17 protein-coding genes are annotated in these 18,091 nt (G+C 73.2%); 5 read left to right on the top strand and 12 right to left on the bottom strand.

The features are described 5' to 3' along the window. Window positions 1-396: 396 nt before the first annotated feature. The gene (locus tag ACVWNX_RS32225) at window positions 397-981 is read right to left on the bottom strand and encodes a CGNR zinc finger domain-containing protein (RefSeq protein ID WP_454411728.1); all 585 of its coding nucleotides are present in this window, start codon (window positions 979-981) and stop codon (window positions 397-399) included. A gap of 85 nt (window positions 982-1,066) precedes the next feature. Here ACVWNX_RS32225 and ACVWNX_RS32220 point away from each other — a divergent pair, with 85 nt between their 5' ends. Beyond that, window positions 1,067-1,963 carry an alpha/beta fold hydrolase gene (locus ACVWNX_RS32220; protein WP_454411727.1) on the top strand — a complete coding sequence of 299 codons (897 nt, stop codon included), beginning with the start codon at window positions 1,067-1,069 and terminating at the stop codon, window positions 1,961-1,963. A gap of 121 nt (window positions 1,964-2,084) precedes the next feature. Here the strand turns inward: ACVWNX_RS32220 and ACVWNX_RS32215 are convergent, their stop codons facing one another. Continuing rightward, entirely contained in the window at window positions 2,085-2,627 is a 543-nt protein-coding gene (locus tag ACVWNX_RS32215) for an NUDIX domain-containing protein (protein WP_454411726.1), read from the bottom strand. Window positions 2,628-3,576: 949 nt separating this feature from the next. Between ACVWNX_RS32215 and ACVWNX_RS32210 the strand changes: the two genes are divergently transcribed. Then, the gene (locus ACVWNX_RS32210; protein WP_454411725.1) at window positions 3,577-3,891 is read left to right on the top strand and encodes a hypothetical protein; all 315 of its coding nucleotides are present in this window, start codon (window positions 3,577-3,579) and stop codon (window positions 3,889-3,891) included. 501 nt (window positions 3,892-4,392) lie between these two features. Further along, the gene (locus tag ACVWNX_RS32205) at window positions 4,393-5,001 is read left to right on the top strand and encodes a short chain dehydrogenase (protein ID WP_454411724.1); all 609 of its coding nucleotides are present in this window, start codon (window positions 4,393-4,395) and stop codon (window positions 4,999-5,001) included. 116 nt (window positions 5,002-5,117) lie between these two features. Here the strand turns inward: ACVWNX_RS32205 and ACVWNX_RS32200 are convergent, their stop codons facing one another. The 4 genes from ACVWNX_RS32200 to ACVWNX_RS32185 form a co-directional block, all read right to left on the bottom strand. Next, complete coding sequence (locus tag ACVWNX_RS32200; RefSeq protein WP_454411723.1) at window positions 5,118-5,966, bottom strand: helix-turn-helix transcriptional regulator; 849 nt, start codon at window positions 5,964-5,966, stop codon at window positions 5,118-5,120. A gap of 159 nt (window positions 5,967-6,125) precedes the next feature. Further along, the gene (locus ACVWNX_RS32195; RefSeq protein ID WP_454415022.1) at window positions 6,126-6,860 is read right to left on the bottom strand and encodes an SDR family NAD(P)-dependent oxidoreductase; all 735 of its coding nucleotides are present in this window, start codon (window positions 6,858-6,860) and stop codon (window positions 6,126-6,128) included. 82 nt (window positions 6,861-6,942) lie between these two features. After that, entirely contained in the window at window positions 6,943-7,638 is a 696-nt protein-coding gene (locus tag ACVWNX_RS32190) for an HAD family phosphatase (RefSeq protein ID WP_454411722.1), read from the bottom strand. A gap of 198 nt (window positions 7,639-7,836) precedes the next feature. Then, a complete protein-coding gene (locus ACVWNX_RS32185; RefSeq protein WP_454411721.1) occupies window positions 7,837-8,478 on the bottom strand; it encodes a ScbR family autoregulator-binding transcription factor in 642 nt (213 codons plus the stop codon). A gap of 341 nt (window positions 8,479-8,819) precedes the next feature. Between ACVWNX_RS32185 and ACVWNX_RS32180 the strand changes: the two genes are divergently transcribed. Then, window positions 8,820-9,398: an AMIN-like domain-containing (lipo)protein gene (locus ACVWNX_RS32180; protein ID WP_454411720.1), complete on the top strand. Its 579-nt coding sequence runs from the start codon at window positions 8,820-8,822 to the stop codon at window positions 9,396-9,398. 596 nt (window positions 9,399-9,994) lie between these two features. After that, complete coding sequence (locus ACVWNX_RS32175; protein WP_454411719.1) at window positions 9,995-11,221, top strand: MAB_1171c family putative transporter; 1,227 nt, start codon at window positions 9,995-9,997, stop codon at window positions 11,219-11,221. Window positions 11,222-11,245: 24 nt separating this feature from the next. Here ACVWNX_RS32175 and ACVWNX_RS32170 read toward each other — a convergent pair whose 3' ends face one another. From ACVWNX_RS32170 to ACVWNX_RS32145, 6 genes are all read right to left on the bottom strand, one after another. Next, window positions 11,246-11,617: a VOC family protein gene (locus tag ACVWNX_RS32170; RefSeq protein ID WP_454411718.1), complete on the bottom strand. Its 372-nt coding sequence runs from the start codon at window positions 11,615-11,617 to the stop codon at window positions 11,246-11,248. 136 nt (window positions 11,618-11,753) lie between these two features. Continuing rightward, a complete protein-coding gene (locus tag ACVWNX_RS32165; protein ID WP_454411717.1) occupies window positions 11,754-13,157 on the bottom strand; it encodes an NAD(P)/FAD-dependent oxidoreductase in 1,404 nt (467 codons plus the stop codon). Then, window positions 13,150-14,334, bottom strand: coding sequence for an MAB_1171c family putative transporter (locus ACVWNX_RS32160; RefSeq protein WP_454411716.1), 1,185 nt, complete (start codon window positions 14,332-14,334; stop codon window positions 13,150-13,152). Before ACVWNX_RS32160 ends, ACVWNX_RS32165 begins: the two co-directional genes overlap by 8 nt. Continuing rightward, complete coding sequence (locus ACVWNX_RS32155) at window positions 14,334-14,939, bottom strand: toxin (RefSeq protein WP_454411715.1); 606 nt, start codon at window positions 14,937-14,939, stop codon at window positions 14,334-14,336. Before ACVWNX_RS32155 ends, ACVWNX_RS32160 begins: the two co-directional genes overlap by 1 nt. Continuing rightward, window positions 14,936-15,607: a hypothetical protein gene (locus ACVWNX_RS32150; protein ID WP_454411714.1), complete on the bottom strand. Its 672-nt coding sequence runs from the start codon at window positions 15,605-15,607 to the stop codon at window positions 14,936-14,938. Before ACVWNX_RS32150 ends, ACVWNX_RS32155 begins: the two co-directional genes overlap by 4 nt. Before the next feature lie 532 nt (window positions 15,608-16,139). Beyond that, window positions 16,140-17,822: a tetratricopeptide repeat protein gene (locus tag ACVWNX_RS32145; RefSeq protein WP_454411713.1), complete on the bottom strand. Its 1,683-nt coding sequence runs from the start codon at window positions 17,820-17,822 to the stop codon at window positions 16,140-16,142. Window positions 17,823-18,091: the final 269 nt, after the last annotated feature.

Genomic DNA, 18,091 nt, shown 5'->3' with positions numbered 1-18,091 from the left:
AACGGTAAGGCGTCCGGCGTGGCAAAGGGAATCCCATTCCTTGCTTCTGGCTGGGCCACCATCACTCATGGGTGTGCATCGCGGAGAGGGCACGCACCGGGGCCACCCGCCACAAGTGGAGGAACGCGTCGAACCAGTCCCCGAGCGATCCGCCGGAAAGGTGGCGGGCGGCATCGTCGGCGGAGGTGTGGTGAGGACCGACCGATCAGACGCGTCCTGGCCGATGCGTCAAGCCAGGTCCGTACCGGGGGCAGGACATCGGCACACAGGTCCAGAAGACAGACGTCCAACCCCATGACCCCCAAACCACATCAACGAACCCCACCGGAGAGGACGGGACATGACGCGGCGGCGCCCTGCCGTGGTGAAAGGCCAGGCAGTCAGGCAGTCAGACGGTCAGGCCGGGGGCACGGCGGAAGAACGGCGGCGGTAGTGACGGGCCACCCGGGTACGGTTCCCACAACGCGAAGGGGAGCACCAACGGCGGCGGGGATGCGACGGCAGGAACACCATGACGCAGCCGTCCGCCTCACACTCCTTCAGCCCACCCGCCCCAGGCCCGGCGAGCAGCATGGCAGCGTCCTCGGCCAGCAGGGCGGCCAGCCGCACCCCGAGCGGGCCCTGACGGCAGGGGGTCGCCGTCACCGTGGTGCCGTCCCAGCCGAGCTCCCACACCGACGCCGCCGCACGCTGCGCCACAGTAAGAGCGCGCAGAGCGGACAGGGGAGGCGCCGTCCGCTCCAACAGCGCCCGGACGACTGTCTCCACGTGTTCCCGGACGCGGTGGACGGGTGGCAGGTCTTCCGGGTCCGGGGTTCCCGTGGCGATGTCCGCGGGAAGGCGGTCCGCTTCCAGGGCCAGCCACCGGGCCAGCGACCGGGGTGTGGCGAGCAGGTCGGCACGTCCGCCAGGGGCGGCCGGCCGGGTGTTGATCAGGTCCAGAGCCAGGGTCTCACCGGTCAAGGGTTCGCCATCAGACATAGGGCTAATGCTACATCAGTCGATTGACACATTAGCCTTACGGGCGGTAGACCTAACGCATCATCAGCTCAAGGAGGCATGTGACATGGAGTCCGTGGACACCTTCCGTCCCGCTGTTCCCGCCCGGACCGCCCACCGGTCCGTCGACATCGACGGAGTCGAGGTCTTCTACCGGGAGTCCCTGCCCGAACACCCGGACGCCCCCGTCGTCCTGCTCCTGCACGGCTTCCCCTCCGCCTCCCACCAGTTCCGCCGCCTCATCGACACGCTCGGCGCCCGCTACCGCCTCATCGCGCCCGACTACCCCGGCTTCGGACACACCCGCGCCCCCGACGGGTTCACCTACACCTTCGAACGGCTGACGGACATCGTCGAAGGGTTCACCGAACACCTCGGACTGACCCGCTTCACGATGTACCTCTTCGACTTCGGAGCACCCATCGGCTTCCGGCTGGCCGGGCGTCACCCCGAACGGATCGCCGGTCTGATCGTGCAGAACGGCAACGCCTACACCGAAGGACTCTCCCCCGCCGCCCGCGCGTTCACCGCCCTCACCCCCCAGGACCCCGGCGCAGACCAGACCGTCCTCGACCTCTTCACCCTCGAATCCACCCGTGCCCAGTACGAGACCGGCACCACCGACCCCTCGCTGATACCCCCCGAAAGCTGGCTCCTCGACCAGCACTTCCTCGACCAGCCCGGCCGCAAGCAAGCACAGCTCGCCCTCGCCTACGACTACAAAACCAACATCGCGGCCTATCCCGCCTGGCAGGCCTGGCTCCGCGAACACCAGCCGCCCACCCTCATCACCTGGGGCACCAACGACCCCTTCTTCCCCGAACCCGGCGCCCACGCCTACCTCAAAGACCTCCCCCACGCCGAACTCCACCTCCTCCCCACCGGCCACTTCGCCCTCGAAGACCACCTCCCCGACATCGCCCAGCACATCACCCGCTTCCTCGACCACCACACCCCGTCCTGACACCGACCCACCCGGCCACCAGCCCGACCGTGTCGGGGCGACGCCGAGCGGGACGGGACAGGACGAGGCAGGACAACCCCCCAACCCCGATCACCCCGGGGCGAAGCCCAGGAGCCACCAGTCAGACCCAGGTGTAGTTCTCGTCGGTGACGGCTTCGAGGGCCGCGTCGGCGACGGCGGCGCGGGGGCCGGGGAGCGCGGCGAGGGCGGGGCCGATGGGCGGGAAGACCGGAAGTCCCGCGGTCTCGCGGTAGTCGATCCACTCGATCACGCCGACTTCGTGGCTTCCGTCCGGGAGTTCGTCGAGCTCCTGCTCGGCGAGCGTGGCGCGGACGCCGGGGGTGATGTGGAAGCGGTAGATCAGATGGAGCTTGCGCGGCGGCGGGGTGGGGCCGGGACGGGTGACGCGCTGGTCGACGACCCACAGCAGGTCCCCGCCTTCGGCCTGTGCCGTGTCCAGGCCGAGCTCCTCGGCGAGTTCGCGGGCGAGGGCGGCGTCGAGGTCTTCGCCGTGCTCGACGTTGCCGCCGGGCGGGGTGTAGTGGGTGGACTCGGCACGGTCACGGCGGATGAGGGCGACGTCGTCGCCGCAGAACACCAGGGCCCCGGTCCGGATCTTGATCCGGGAGAACGGGGCAGGCGGGGTGTCGGGGGTGCTTGTCATGGCGGCCAGTATCGCGGCCGCCCCTGGGCCCGGGCGGGCCTTGCCCCTCTTCCAGCCGACCAGCCCTGACCACGACCGCGACGTCCGCGTAACCGCCGGCGTTGAGATCACCGGCCGCTCGGGCGAGGAGACACCATCAGCGGAACGGCCATGGCCGGAAGCGTGAGTCCGGTGGCGGGCACGCAGACAACGGCGACGGACACGGTCCAGATGCGGTCCGTGTACACACGGGATCTCCAAAAAGTCCGGCAACAAGGTCACTTGTGGGATCACCGCCGAAGGACACCAGGGGTTTCAGGCGACGGAACACGTCGGCGCGGCACTGCTGTCACAGCCCGGGCGGCTCGCGGCGCACCGGCCGGCAGCACTCCCGGACCCGGCAGGAACAGTGGCGCGCCGACGCCCGGCCCCGTCCCGGTCAGCAGGCACGCACGGACCGGCACCCCGCCCCTCCTGCAACTGCGGCAAGTGTGCTCGCGTCGTAGCCCGCGCCAGCCGCCAGGGGCCCGGAGTCCGGTCCACCCCGCTGCTGTGCGTAACCGCCGCAGTCCACGGGCGAACCGTTCACCGGACCCTCCCCGGGGCCAGTGAACTCCCCCGATGACCTGCCATCACACCTCACCTCATTCCGTTGGCGCCGACGGTCCGCTCCGGGCGTTCCCTTGCCCCAGCAGCGCCGTCGGACCACTGCAAGGAATTGTTGGGGAAGCACAGAACAGGCTTCCCGAACAATGGCTGGCCAGCTGAAATCGAAGTGTCGGCCCCGGCGGACACCCGCTCCACGGACCTGGACGACCGACCGGCTCCGCTGGCACAAGGCCGACGACGACAAGATCCACGAACGCTCGGGCCGCCCACATCCCGCACGGCAGGGGAGCGAAGGCTTCCGTGGAACCGCTGGGCAAGGCCCCGTCGAAACCACCGAAACCACACGAGGGAGAACAGCATCATGTCGTTGCTCAAGGTTCTCACCACCGCAGCCGTTTCCGCGGCCATCGCAGGGGCCGGAGTACTGACCGCCCCCATCGCGCAGGCCGCCGAGAAGCCCTCCACCGCGATCACAGCGCCGACCCAGGAGTCCGCTCAGACGGCCTACATCTGGCAGCCCACCGGCGAGGTCTACACCACGCTCCGCCGCTGCAACGCCAGCGGAACCTACTGGTACAACAACCGCCCCGACGTGGTGGACTGGGACTGCCGCCTGCGTAGCGGCAAGTACTACCTCTACCTCCTCATCGACACCGAACTCGCCGCTCGCTCCTGATCCCACCGCTGGGCCGGACGGCGTCGTCGTCCGGCCCAGCGCCCTCGAAGGCTCTCCGCCCAGGCCCTCCCGCTCAGGCGACGCCCACGGCGCAGGGCTGTCGACGGCTCCCCCGCCGTGACATCGTCCAGAACGGCCGCGTGCCGTAGCTGGACAGTTCCCGCGATCAGCGCTCCGGGCCGCAGTCCAGCAGACGTCGTCGTTGAACTCGAAGTGCACACCGCTCGGCGGCGGATGGTCGAACCCACAGACAGTACACGGCCCCGTCACGGTCTCCGCGACCGACGCGGTGCCACCGGCGCGCACTCACGTGAGGAACTCGCGCCCGCCGTGGCCCGGCTCGTTCCACGGGACCGAACCGGGGCGCCCGGGCCGGGCCACGGCACCGGACACCGGGGCCGGGGACGCGGGTGGGTATCCCTGACAGGGGCTGGAGAGCACGCGGACCTCGCAGCAGAGTGGTGGTCAGGAACAGCGGAGCCCGGCAGAACGGATGAGGTTGTGAAGATCATGGTGATCGGCGCCACGGGAACCATCGGCGGCGCGGTGGCACGGGAACTGGGCCACCGGCACGAAGTCGTCGAGGTCTCGCGGTCCGGGCGGGTGCGGGTGGACATGGCGGACCCCGTATCGGTCGGGGCGCTGTTCGACCGGGTGGGCGAGGTCGACGCGGTGGTGTGCTGCGCGGCGAGCGGCCGGATGACTCCGCTGGACGCACCGGAGGACGCCCTGTACTGGGGCGGGTTCGACGCGAAGCTGGTCGGTCAGGTGAATCTGGTGCGGCGGGCGGTGCACCAGGTACGGGACGGCGGTTCCGTGACGCTGACCAGCGGCCGGTTCGCCGAGCCGGTGGCGGGCGGCTCCCTGGGGCACATGATCAATACGGGGCTGGAGGCGTTCGTGCGCTTCGCGGCCGTCGAGATGCCCCGGGAGGTGCGGCTGAACGCCGTCAGTCCGGGATGGGTCAGCGAGACGCTGGAGTCGCTGGGCCGGGACCCGGCGGCGGGGACCCCCGCGGCGGAGGTGGCGAAGCTGTACGCGCGGGCGGTGGAGGGCAACGCGCACGGACGGATCCTCACCGTCGGCGACGGAGGCGACGGCACTTCATGAGCCCGGCACGCGGACGCCCTGTCGTGGGCGGCTCGGAGCGGTGACCGCCCGGCGCGGCGGGAAACGGCACGCCCCCGAGCCGCGCCGTCCGCCCCGGCAGGCCGCGCGGCCCTCCGTCACCCGGCACGACGGGCCAGCCGGCGCAGGGCGGCCTCGGAGCCGGATCCGGGTTCGGCGGTGAAGACGACGACGCGCTGACCGTCCGAGCGGGACGGTTCGAGGATCTCGCCGTACAGGTCCATGACGCCGACGACGGGGTGGTGGAACTCCCGCGTGCTCTGCGGGACGCAGGGATGTACGGAGTGGGAGGCCCACAGCCGTGCGAACTCCGGGCTCTTGAGGGCGAGTTCGTCGATGAGCCCGGCCAGGGCCGGGTCGTCCGGGTACCGGGTGGCGGCGCGGCGCAGATGGGCGACCGTGTCGTCGGCCTTGGCGGGCCAGTCCGCGTACAGCTCCCGGGTGGGGTCGTCGAGGAAGACCAGCCGGGCGATGTTGGGGCGCCGTTCCGGCCGGTCGGGCGCGTTGAACGGGAGGTGCCCGGCCAGCAGGGCGTGCGCGGCGGGGTTCCACATCAGGACGTCGTAGTGGCGCCCGATGACCAGGGCGGGCGTGTCACCGAAGGCTCCGACCAGGAGCCGGACACCAGGGCGGAGCCGTTCGGCGCTCCCGTCGCGGGGCACGGAGGGGCGGGGGCGGGCCAGTTCGCGGAGGTGGAGGTGCTCGGCCTCGTCCAGCCGCAGGACACGGGCGACGGAGTCGAGGACCGCGTCGGAGACACGGGGGCTCTGCCCCTGTTCGAGGCGGGTGTAGTACCCCACGCTGACCCCGGCGAGCTGGGCCAGTTCCTCGCGGCGCAGTCCCGGTACGCGACGAAGGCCGCCGTAATCGGGCAGGCCCACGTCCTGGGGCCGTAACCGGGCGCGCCGGGCGCGCAGGAATCCACCGAGTTGCTTCCGCCTCTCCACACCCGTCGCAACACCCGGCCCGGCGGTCTTATGCCCAGGGGGCCGGGCGGGGCGGGGAGGGCTACGGGGCCGGGCGGGGGGCGGGACCGCAGGACTCACCGCCACCGCACCGACGCCGGTGGTGGTGTGACGCCCGCGAGCGTCACACCACCCGGGGCGTCACATCGCCGTCGCCCCGCCGTCCACGGGAACGGCACCTCCCGTGACGAAGGAGGACCGGGTGCTGAGCAGCCACAGCGCCGCCTGCGCCACCTCGGAGGGGTGCGCCATCCGCCGCTGGGCCGACCGCGAGGTGAACGCCTCCTCCAAGGCGGGCGACACCGAGAGCACCTCCTCCATCAGTTCGGTCCGCGTACTGCCCACCACCAGGGCGTTCACCCGGATTCCGTCCTGCCCGTAGTCGGCGGCGGCCGCCCTGGTCAGACCGATCACACCGTGCTTGGCCGCGACGTACGCCGCCGACGCCCCCGTAGCGGCCACGCCCGCGTGACTGGAGGTGTTCACGATCGATCCCCCCGCGCCCGTGGCCAGCATCGCGGGAATCTGCCGGCGCAGACAGTTCCATACGCCGACCAGGTTCACCTCCAGGACGCGGTGGAAGTCCGCTTCGTCGCTCTCGTGGAGGCGGGTGCCCGCCGTCGCCCAACCCGCGTTGTTGAACGCCCCGTCCAGCCTCCCGTAGGCCGCCACCGCGAGGTCGACCGCCCGTCCCACGTCCTCGGGGCGGGTGACGTCGCCCACCGCCGCGACCGCCTCCCCTCCCCCGGCCGTGATCCCGTCCACCAGGTCCCGTAGCCGCTTCTCCCGGCGGGCCATCAGCACCACCCGGGCGCCCTCCGCTGCGAACAGCCGTGCCGCGGCGGCGCCGATGCCGCTGGACGCGCCGGTGACCATCACGACCCGGCCGTCGAGGAGTCCCGTTCCCGGGAGCCGGGCGTCGCCCTCCGTTCCGAGCGGCCCGGGGCCGGTCGGGTCCTCAGTCCGTCCAGACGGCATGACGTCCGGCCTCCTCGTCGAGCGTGCGGATCAGGGCCTCGTCCACGGACCCCAGCGAACCCACCAGGTGTCTGACGCCCGCCTCCTCCATCAGACGGCGCTGGAAACTCTTCTCGAAGTCGCTCGGGAAGCCGATGAAGGGGACGTCCAGCCGTCGCGCCTCTTCCGCCACGGTCGTCACGTCGTCGATGAAGAGCGCCTGGTCGTGGGAGACGCCGAACTCCTCGGTGATCTCCCGGATGCCGGGGCGGAATCCGTCCGTGCACACGTACCCCGGCCCGTCGAAGGAGGCGGCGTGCTCGCCGAGGTACTCGTCGAAGTGTTCTTTGCCGAGACCTCCGTAGCAGACGGTCTGGAGCCCCAACCGCCTGAGGAGAGAGAGGAGTTCCACCGCACCGTCCTCCAGGCGCACCGGATGTTCCGCCAGGTACGCCTCGCGGTCCGCGAAGTAGGCGGCGAGCGCCTCGTCCCCGGTCATGGGCTCCGTCACCGCCTCCGCCATCCGGGCCCCGGCGACGGCGCGCGGCTGCGAGAAGACGCGGCGCTCCACCTCGGCCGTGTAGGCACCGCCACGGCTGACGACGAAGCGGTGGATGACGGGGCTGAAGGTGTCGTTCAGCAACACCCCGTCGATGTTCAGTGCGGCGAGCCGTAAGACCCGGAGCCGAGTGGACACGGAACCTCCCTGAAGAAACGGACGGCCGAGCGGAAGAGCGGTGGACTGCGGACAGGCGGGTGGAGTCGTGGGCGCGCCGCAGGTGCCGGGGCGGTGGGGACGGGACCCGTGAGGGGACGCACGTGCCCCCCCGGGGGGGCGACGGGGACGGGGCCCGGGAGGGGACGGAGGCGGGCCCGGGGCGCCGGGGGGGGCGTGTCAGCCGATCAGACGGGCCGCCCTGCGGGAATCGCACTCGACGCCGTCGACGGCGTCGGGCACGGCGATGCCCGGGAGCAGGAAGCGCCACATCTCCACGGTCCGTTCGGTCAGGTCGGAGCGGCCGCAGACCACGAAGGAGTACATCTGGAGTCCCGTGCACGCCGCGACCACGAAATCCGCGACCCTCTCCAGCTCCAGCCCCTCCCTTAGCTCTCCTCGCTCCCGCGATACTTCGAGGATCTCGGTCATGATGTGCGACCATGTGCGGTACGGAGCGCGTTCGTTCAGTCCGAAGCTGCCCTGTTCGTTGGTCAGCCGCACCCCGGCGCGCAGCAGGGGGTCCTCGCGGAGCCGTCGTGACCACACCAGGGTGATGTCCACCAGCCGTTGGAGCCCCTGGGACGCCAGACCCGGGACGATGACGTCCGGTTGGGCGTTCATGACCTCCCTCGCGAGCCCTTCCTTCGACCCGAAGTGGAAGTAGATCGCTCCCTGCGTCGTTCCCCCGCGTTCGCAGATCTTCGCGATGCTCGCCCCGGCGAAGCCGTACTCGTCGAAGACCTCGGCGGCGGCGCGGAGGATCCCTCCCCGCGTCTCCATCGCCCGGCGCTGCCGCACCCGTTCCGTCTGTCGCCTCACCGTCAGCCCCTCGTCCCCGCCCCTTAAACAAAAATGAACATTCTCTATTGTACGAGGATCCACCCCGCCCCCGCCGCCCCGAACGCCTCTTTCCCGGCGGATCGGCGGCACCGGCTCCGCGCGACCGCCATCCTTCCCGGTCCCACCTCGCAGGGGGTCAACTCCCTTGACGCGAGGGGCGGACGGCGGTGCCGACGGCTCACGCGTACCTAGGCCGTCGACCGAAGACTGAGTATCCGTGCGGATATCGTCTGAGTCCCCTCGACGCGAGGGTGGAGAGCGCGGAAGGGGCGTCGTGTCCCGGTCGCGCACTTCTCACCCGATTCTCCTGGAGGTAGGTCATGCGACGGTTAGGCAAGGTCGCCGCGGCACTCGTGCTGACGAGCGCGGCACTGGCGGGAACGGCCGGAGCGGCGGGCGCGGCGCCCGGCGGGGCGGACAAGTCCCGTGCGGCGGCGGTGTGTTCCACTCCGTGGGGCAGCGGCACCAAGTCGTCCCCCGAGTCATCGGCGGGTGAACCGCTCAAGAACATCAGAACCGGCAAGCACGCGTGCTACGACCGCATCGTGTTCGACGTGACCGGGGCCACGGGGAAGACGGGCTATCACATCGGATACGTCGACGCGTTCTACCAGGACGGCACCGGTGACCACATCCCGGTGAGCGGCGGCGCCATCCTGCAGATCTATGTGAACGCGCCGAGCTACAACCCGTCCACCGGCCAGGTGGTCTATCCCGGTGTGCCCGGGCAGAACCTGCCCGGGGTGAGCATCGCGGGGTACCAGACGTTCAGGGACACCAAGTACGGGGCGAGCTTCGAGGGGCAGACGCAGGTCGGTCTCGGTCTGCGGGCCAGGCTGCCGTTCCGGGTCCTGCAATCCGGTGACCAGGTGATCGTGGACGTCGCGCACAGCTGGTAGTCGCGGCGGATTCCGAGGGCCGTCCCGTGTCCGTTCCGGCGGACGCGGGGCGGCCCGTCCGTGCGCGCGGTCCGTCGCACCCCTGGGCACGAACACCTGGACATGGGATACTTGATCATGCCTGTGACACAGCCGTGGCAGGTCGGCCGCCCGCTGCCAGTCCGACCGCACCGAGCGTTCCCGCTCCCCCGGCCCGGCGGGGCGGACCGGGCTCGCGCACCGCGTGAACGGGGCGCGGTCCGGGTCCGAGGGCTCGCGGCGACACGTATCACCCGGGGCGGGCGGAGCGCTGTGGGGGGCCGTGGGCCGACCGTCGCGCTCCGGGTCGGGGTGGCCTTCTCCGTTCGGCCCGAAGGCCGTTGAGCCGTTCCGCGCGCTGTCGTCCGTAGGGTCCCGACCCCTTCCCTCCCGTTCCTTCCGGTCGCCCCGCGAGAGGCACGCGGCGACCGCCATGCCGTCCCTCGGCCACGGCGACGGTCCCAGCCGGTCGGATGTCCCGTCCGGCGCGCGGGTGGCCACGGGCCGGGGACGGGGGCCCGGCCGACGTCCCGTTCCGTTCCGTCCCTGACGGGCCGGTCCGGCCGTACCCCTCTCCCATGCCTCCCGACACGACCTCCTCAGAAAGAGGCAGCCAGGTGACCGCACTCAGCAATCTCGGCTACTACCTCTGCGGGGTCATGCTGTTGCTGGTCTGTGCCGTGAAGGTTCCCGCGCTGGTCCGCCGACGTCATGACGCCCGGCTGCGCGCGGCCTGTCTGCTGCTGCTCAGCGGCGGTTGTCTGGTCATCCTGGCCGCTCCGGAGTCGATCGTGCGGCTCAACCGGCTCACCGGGGTGCCCAACATCGCCGCGCCCGTCGTCTACGGGGTGACGATCGTGTTCTCCGGGGCGAGCCTGCTGCTGATCGTGAGCTGGCGGCTGGCGTCGGAGGAGTGGGCGCGGCGCGTCTCACGGCTGTGCGTCGGGGTCTGCGGGCTCGCCGCCGTGGCCGTCGTGGCCCTGTTCCTGGCGGGGCGTACCCCCGTGGAGCAGGTCAGCCTGTTCGACACCTACTACGCGAACACCCCGTTCATCCGGGAGATGATCGTCACCTATCTCGTCGTCCAGGGCGTGGCCACGCTGATCACGAGCGTGCTGTGCTGGCGGTGGTCGTCGAAGGTCAGCGGTTCGCTGCGGGCCGGGCTGCTGACCCTCGCCCCCGCGTATCTGATCATCGCGTGCTACGACGGTCTGCGGATGGTGGCGGTGGTCGCCCGCTGGGCGGGCAAAGATCTGGACTTCCTGGTGGACGAGGTGTCCCTGCTGCTCACCGCCCCCTCCGCGGTGCTCGGCGCGGTCGGGTTCACGCTGCCGCTCGCCGGTCCCCGGGTGGCGGAGACCGGGCGGGCGGTACGGGAGTTGAGGCGGCTGTCCCCGTTGTGGCGGGCGCTGCGCGAGGTGCCCACCCCGGGGGCCATCCGCGCGCGGCCGTCCCGGTGGCGCACCTCGCCCTCGGCCCTGCTCACCGCGCGGAGGACGGCCCTGTACGACGTGGTCCTCGCGCTCGCGCCGTTCTGCGATCCGGCCGTCCGCGAGGTGGCCCGGCGGGCGGCGGAGCGGGCGGGCGGCGGCCCGGAGGCGGCGGCAACGGCCGGGGACGCGGTCATGCTCCTGGTGGCGCGGGACCGGCAGCGCGCGGCGGCCGGGGAGCCGGAGGAGGGCGCGTGCGCGTCCGTGGGGCGGGCGTGGGACCTGGTGCCGCTCTCCCTGGCCCTGTCCTCGCCCGTCGTCCGGGAGGTCCACGGCCGTTTCCCGGCCCTTCCGCCCGTGGTTCCCTCACCGTGAGGACGTCCCCGGGGACGGGTCCCGTCAGCCGTGGCTGGTGTCGATGACGCAGAAGCGGTTGCCCTCGGGGTCGGCGAGGACCACGAAGTCGGGGTCCGGAGGGTAGGAGTCCCAGTCCACCCGTCGGGCGCCGAGGGCGAGCAGCCGGGTGATCTGGGCGCTCTGGTCGTCGGCGTCGGCCGCGTAGAGGTCGAGGTGGGCCCTGGGGTGTTCCTGGACGGGGGTGGTGCTCAGGCCCAGGGCGAGTGGGGGGCCGGTGTCGCCTCCGGCGGGGACCAGGACCGCCCAGCGGTCGGTGGGGGCCTCGCGGGGGACGTATCCGAGGGCGCGGGTCCAGAAGGCGGTCGCCCTCGGGAGGTCCGTCACGCCCAGCACGATCGATCCGATTCTCAGCATGCCTTCCTTCTATCCTCCGGACCGGTCCGTCGTCACGGCGGTTTCGCCGGGCCGGTCGTCACATCGGTGGCACCGGGTCCGCCGTCGCTCCCGGGTCCCGTGTGTCCGTCGTTCCCGGCGTTCCCGGCGGGTGGTCTCAGGAGAGGGCGGCGCGGCGTTCCGCCTCGGCCAGGGGCGGGCCAGGCAGAAGGGGTTTGCGGGGGCCTAGCAGCATGGGCAGGAGCATGTCCGGCGACAGCAGCCGGGTGGCGGGGCGTTCCAGGCTCATCACGTCCAGCAGGGCGCCGAGGGCGCGGGGGCTGCGGGCGCCGGTGGCGACGGCCCGGTCGACGAAACGGGCGAGGAATCGTTCCAGCACGGTGGGCGGGGTGTCGGTGGCGTCGGGGTAGAAGGCGTCCTGGCCGACGGCGAGGTCCCAGGCGGCGGCGACGGGACGGGCCACGGCGCGCTGGAGGCGGCGGGCGGCGCCGGGGGCGGTGAGGGGGGTGGTGCGCAGGACGTCGCGGACGGCGACGGCGCTCTGGGCGGCGACGGTCAGCCCGTGTCCGTAGACGGGGTTGAAGGCCGCGACGGCGTCGCCGAGCACGGCGCAGCCGTCGGGCCAGCGGTTCAGCCGTTCGAAGTGGCGGCGGCGGTTGGCGGTGGCCCGGGTGATCTCCACTCCGGTCAACGGGTTCGCCTTGCCGAGGAGTTCGCCGATGACGGGGGCGTCGAACCCCAGGGCGAAGGGGACGAAGGCATCGGGGTCGGCGGTGGGTTCGCCGCCCCGGGTCCCGGCGAGGGTGACGATCCAGCGGCCGTCCTCGATGGGCAGGATGACCCCGCCCTGACCGGGCGGCTTGGCGGGGTTGGCCTGGACGTTGACGATGGGGAAGGTGATGTCGGCGGTGCTGCCGGGGGCGCGGTAGAGCCGGGTGGCGTAGGTGAGGCCCGCGTTGACCCGGCGTTCGGGGGCGGCGGGGAGTCCGAGGTCCATGAGCCAGCGCGGGGCGTGGGAGCCCCGGCCGGAGGCGTCGACGACGAGGTCGGCGCCCAGCACGCGGTAGCCGTCGGCGTCGTGGACGCCGAGGCCGGTGACCCGTCGGGCGTCGCCGGTCAGGCCGACCGCCGTGGTGTTCTGACGGAGCGTCACTCCCGGCTGGCCGAGGACCCGTTCGCGCAGGACGGAGTCGAGGAGGTCGCGCGAGCAGACCAGGTTGCGGTGGTGGGTGGCCGTGAAGCGGCGGAACCACACCTCGTTCGGGGCGCGGGAGACCATGTCGCCCATGATGTGGGCGAGCCGTCCGCCCCGGGCGACGACGTCGTCGACGAGGCCCGGCAGCAGTTGCTCGCAGGCCCGGACCCCACCGCTCCACATGACGTGCGCGTGACGGGCCTGGGGGACGCCCCGGCGGGGTGCGGGGCCCGGGGGGAGGCCGTCCCGTTCGACGAGGGTGACGTCGGCGAACTCGGTGAGCGCGGCGGCGGCGAGGAGGCCGGTCGCGCTGGCTCCGACGACGAGGGCGGTGGGCCGCCGTCGGGCGGTGGGTGCGTCAGCCATGGAGGGTCACGTTTTCCGCGCGGGGCACCGCGCTGCGGAGGGTGTCGAGGGCCCGGGGGTGGCGCATGGCCCGGGAGATGGCGTGGAGGTGGTCGCCGAGGTCGGGGGCGGGCCCGTCGGGGGCGGGGTGGAGCGGGGCGCCGGCGCGGTAGCGGTCGAGCGCGGCGGTCAGCGCCAGCGCGCCGGCCAGACCCCGGGACTCCTCCTCGTCGCGGGTCAGCCGGGCCGTCCGGTAGGCGTGCCCGTGGAGGGTGTGGTCGAGGTGGGGGGCGAGCAGGCGCAGGGCGTCGTGGATGTGCTGTTCGCGCTGGAGCAGCCGCAGGTCCAGTGGCGCCCAGCGGCCGAGGCGGGCGGTGGCCGCCGAGGGGGCGGAGGCGCGGACGGCGCGCCACAGCGGGTACAGCCGCCGGTAGTCGCGCCGGTCCCGGATCCGGCGGCTCAGGAAGGGCCCGGCCTGGGGGACGATGAAGCCGAGGGCGCCCAGCATGGCCTGGAGCAGGGCGAACGGCGGGGCGATCCGGGTGCTGAGGACGTCCCAGTCGGTGCCGGTCCAGTGGGCGGCGATGGCGGTGAGCTTGGCGAGGTCGTACATCAGCCCGGAGGCGAAGCCGAGTTGCATGAGGACGACGCCGGACTTCAGCCAGCGGTTCACGACCTCGGGGTACCACTTCCACAGCAGGGCGGAGGCGATCACGCTGGAGGCCGTGTGGGCGGCGAGGTAGAGGAGGATGTGTTCGCGCATCCACGGGGTGCTCGCGTAGTAGGTGTCCAGGTCGTAGACGCGCGCCTCGGGGGCGTGGGCGAGGAGGAAGGTCACCCACAGGGCGGCCCCGATCCCGGCGTAGACCAGCCGGATCCGGAGCATCCGGCGGCGGCGGCGCTCGGAGGGGGGCTCCCGCCATCGGGTGATCATGGCGAGGGTGGTGGCGCAGGAGGCCGTCAGGAACGAGTAGGCGGCGGGCGAGGCGATGTTCGGGACGCCGGTGAGGACGTTGAGCCGGTGGATGCTGACGGGGTGGATGATGACGAGGACGGCGGTGGCCCAGGCCAGCAGCAGGATGGTGGCCCGGATGTCGGGGTCGCGCCAGGCGCGGAGGAGGGCGGGGAGTTTGAGGAGGACCGCGACGGCGAGCAGCGCGGTGGGCACCCCGTAGGCGAGGTGGGGGAAGAGATCCATCAGAGGAGGCGTCCGGGGCGGTTGATGAGGGAGAGGTTGAGCCGGCCCTCGACGGTGGTGGAGGTGACGGGTCCCTCCGCGTAGCGGCCCGTCATCCAGGTCCGGGCCTCGCGGGCGAACAGCAGGCCGAAGGTCTCCGCGTCGACCTCGTGGTCGTCGGTGGAGGCGGCGCGGGCCGCCGCGGCGAGGAGGGTGTCACGGGGGATCTCCCCCGCGGCGAGGATCTGTTCGACGGCGCGCTGGACGCTCCGGGGCGCCTCGTACCCGGCGCGCAGGGCGCGGGCGGCGGGCGCGGCGGGGCCGTGTCCGTGGTCGCCCTGTTCCTCGTGCCACAGTTCATGGCCGAGGATGACGAGCTGGGCCTCGGGGACGGTCCGTTCCTCGACGACGATCAGGGAGCGGTCCCCGCAGTCCAGGCGCATGCCGGAGACCGGGATGTCCGGGGGGAAGGCGCGGAAGACGAGGTCGACGGGGCGTTCCCGGCGCACGCTCATGGCGCGGCAGAACTCCCGCATCACGACCTCCGGTTCGGCGGGCCGCCGGATGGTCTTCGCGGCCTCCCGGCCCAGTTGGACGAGCAGGGACTTCATCGCCCTCGCGCTCAACGCCTCGCCTCCCGGCCCTCGGGTTCCTCGGGCAACACCGACCTCAGGACCCCCTCCAGGAGCCGTTCCAGCTGTTCGCGGGTCATGAAGCCGCACATCCGCAAGTCCGTGGACTTGACGCCGTAACGGTCCATCAGGGCCTGCACCGGGTCCGCCGAGGGGTCCTCCAGGGTACGCAGGACGGGGCGCAGCACCCGGTTGAGGGCCTCGTCCGCCTGTGCGGTGAAGAACGCCTCGCCGCCCTCGACGCCGAAGAACTCGACCAGTCCGTGCAGGAACTCGACGCTGGGGACCTTCTTGCCGTCGCACACCTGGCGTGCCCAGTACTCGGAGACGCCGAGGCGCCGGGAGATCTCCGCGACGAGTTCCGACAGCTTCCGGCCGGTGCGGTGGAGGTTGAGTTCGGTCAGCGTCCTGATCCGGGCGCGGACCCGGTCGTTGACGGTGTCCTCGGGCGGGGTGCCGCCCTTGAGGAGGGCGTGGACGGTGTCCTCGGGCAGTGCCGTCCTGGCGGCGAGGTCCGTGGCGTCCAGCAGGTCCGCTCTGCTCAGGCCCCGTTCACCGATGAGCGACTCCAGGCGGTCGAGCGTCTCGGGGAGCGACGGGACGGGTTCCACCGAGTTCTCCCAGCGGTCGGACGGACGGATGCGGGCGCGTTCAGACGACACCGTACCCTTCACCCCCCAGCCCCTCAACGATAGTTGATTATCCGAAATCCATCGTTGACACCTCGTGGCGCCGCGTAGCAGTATCCGGAGCCATGGAGGTGATCCGAACGGTCCGCCGCGAGGGTCTCCTCCGCGCGGCGCCCGACCCCCGCCCACCGCGTGAGGCGCGTTCCGGTACGGAACGCGCCGGGCTCCGGCGGCACCGACCACAGCGCACGCTGGCCGCCGGACGGAACGCGCTGGACGGGCACCGCGGGCACCACCCCGGTCGAGAGCGGTCCCCCACCGCGTCTCGGCCAGCGTGCCCGGGGCGCGTCCGGCTGTCGCGCGGGGCCGTCCCCCGCTCCCGCGCGACCCGGCCGCCCGCCGCGATCCGGGGTGCCGTCGGGGGGCGGCATCCCGGAACCGTCCCCCATGCGGTCCCTCGCGATCCGTCCCGGCCGTCGGCCCCGGGCGTCCCGTACCTGTGTCGTCCGGCGCGGCCGGTACGGCGTCTCCACACACCGTCACCGCCGCCGTGGGCGGCGGGGGTTCAGCCCCGGGCGCGCCGAGCCGGGCGTCCCGGTCCGCCGTCCGCCGGGAGCGCCGCCCAGCCGGCGCGGAGCCGTTCGGCGGTCCGGGTGTGGACGTGGTCCGCGCCCAGAGCCGCGCGGCGGCGCTCCACGACGAGGGTGATGTCCGCCAGGGCGCCCCGCCGGTCGCCGCCGTCGTGACGGACGACGGCCAACTGCTGGCGGGCCGCGAGGGCGTGCGGATGGGCGGGGCCCAGCCGGTGCTCGTAGTCGTCGGCGGTGTCGGCGAGCAGGGTGACGGCCTCGGCCCGCCGTCCGTCGGCGACCAGGGCGAAGGCCAGGTTGCGGCGGGCGGCCGCGCAGTCGCCGCTGTCCGGTCCGCGCAGCGCCGCGCGGCGGGCCACGACCTGGCGCAGCACGGCGACCGCGCCGCCCGGGTCGCCGACCGCGACGAGCGCCGAGGCCAGCCGCACCTGGAAGCCGAGCGCGTCCCGGGAGGAGGGGCCGTGGGCGGCCGTGGCGGCGAGCACGAGGACCCGGTACTCGGTGGCGGCGCCCGCGTGGTCACCGGCCGCGGTGCGCAGCGCGGCGAGACGGGCCCGCAGCGCCAGGACCTTGGGGTGGGCGGGGTGGGAGGTCTCCAGTTGGGCGCGGAGCGCGGTCTCCACCGTGGCGGCGGCGCTCCGGTGGTCCCCGGCGGCCTCCTGCCAGTGCGCGAGGCGGCGGCGGACGGCCGCGAGCCGGGGCGGCGCGGTGCCGGTCGCGGCCAGTGCCCCGGCCAGGTCGGCGAGTTCCCCGGCCGCGGCGGCCCGGTCGCCCGTCCGTCCCCGGGCCTCCGCCAGCGCGAGCCGCGCGGTGACCAGGGGCGGGGCGTGCGGCGGCAGTTCCCGGCCCCACCGGGCGACCAGACCGGCCAGGGAGCGCAGCGGCGGTGTGCCGCCCGCCTCGGCGGACCGGGTCAGCAGCCGCTCGGCCCCGGGGTCGCCGGGGGCGAGCGCGTCGAGGGCGGCGGCCGGGTCCCCGGGCGGGCGGGCCGCTCGCGGGGCCGGGGCGGTGGCCCCGGCGGGTCCGGCGGCGAGACGGGCCGCCCGGGCGCGGGTGGCGGCGGCCCGGGTGGGGTCGCCGCCGCGTTCGTGGGCGGCGGCCAGCTCCCGTAACTGCGTCAGCGCCTCGGGCAGGGCTCCGGTGCCGTGGAGGGCCTGGACGAGTCTGCGCCGGGTGGCGAGGGTGCGGGGGTGGTCGGGTCCGTCGGCGGTCAGGCCGTCGGCGAGCGCCCGTCGCAGTTCGGCCACCGCGCGGGTCACGTCGCCGGAGTGGACCAGGAGGTCGGCGATCCGGCCACGGGTGTCCAGCACGGCGCCGGGGGCCGTTTCCGGGGCTCCGGTCTGGTGGGCGAGGAGGTCCTCCAGCAGCTGCCGGGCCCGGTCGTGCTGCTGGTCCGCGACCAGCCAGTGGACCAGGCGCAGCCGGGTCCTGACCACGGGTCCGTCCAGGGGGTGCCCGGTCCGCAGGGCGTCGGTGAGCAGGGCGTCGAACGCGCGTGCCGCCCGGGCGGGCGCCCCCCGGCGTCCCAGTCGTTCCGCTTCCTCCGCCCGGGTGGCGGGGCCCGGGCCGCCGGGCGGGGGCGCGGGCCGTCCGTCCGTTCCGTCCGGCCCTCGCCCGCCGGGTCCACCGGCCCGTCCGTCCCGCGTGTCCGCCGTCACGTCCGCCCCCTGTCGCCTGGTCTGCCTGGCCCGGCCCTTCCTCGGGCGACCGGTTCCGGCCAATCGGGCCTGAGGGGTGTTACCCGGGGCCGGAGATCCCTAACGGACCGTTGCAGGGAGCACCGAGGGGCCGGTGGGCGGGGCCCGAGGGAGCGGGTGCCCGGAGGGCGCGCCTCCGGGACCGGGCGGCGGGGCCGGAGGGCGGGGCGTCCCGTCTTGCAGGGAAGCCGTCCGCGTCTTATATCAGGAGGAACAAGGACGTTCGGTGC

This window comes from Streptomyces sp. JNUCC 64 (assembly GCF_054484115.1).
This window is presented reverse-complemented; position numbering and strand designations above follow the sequence as displayed.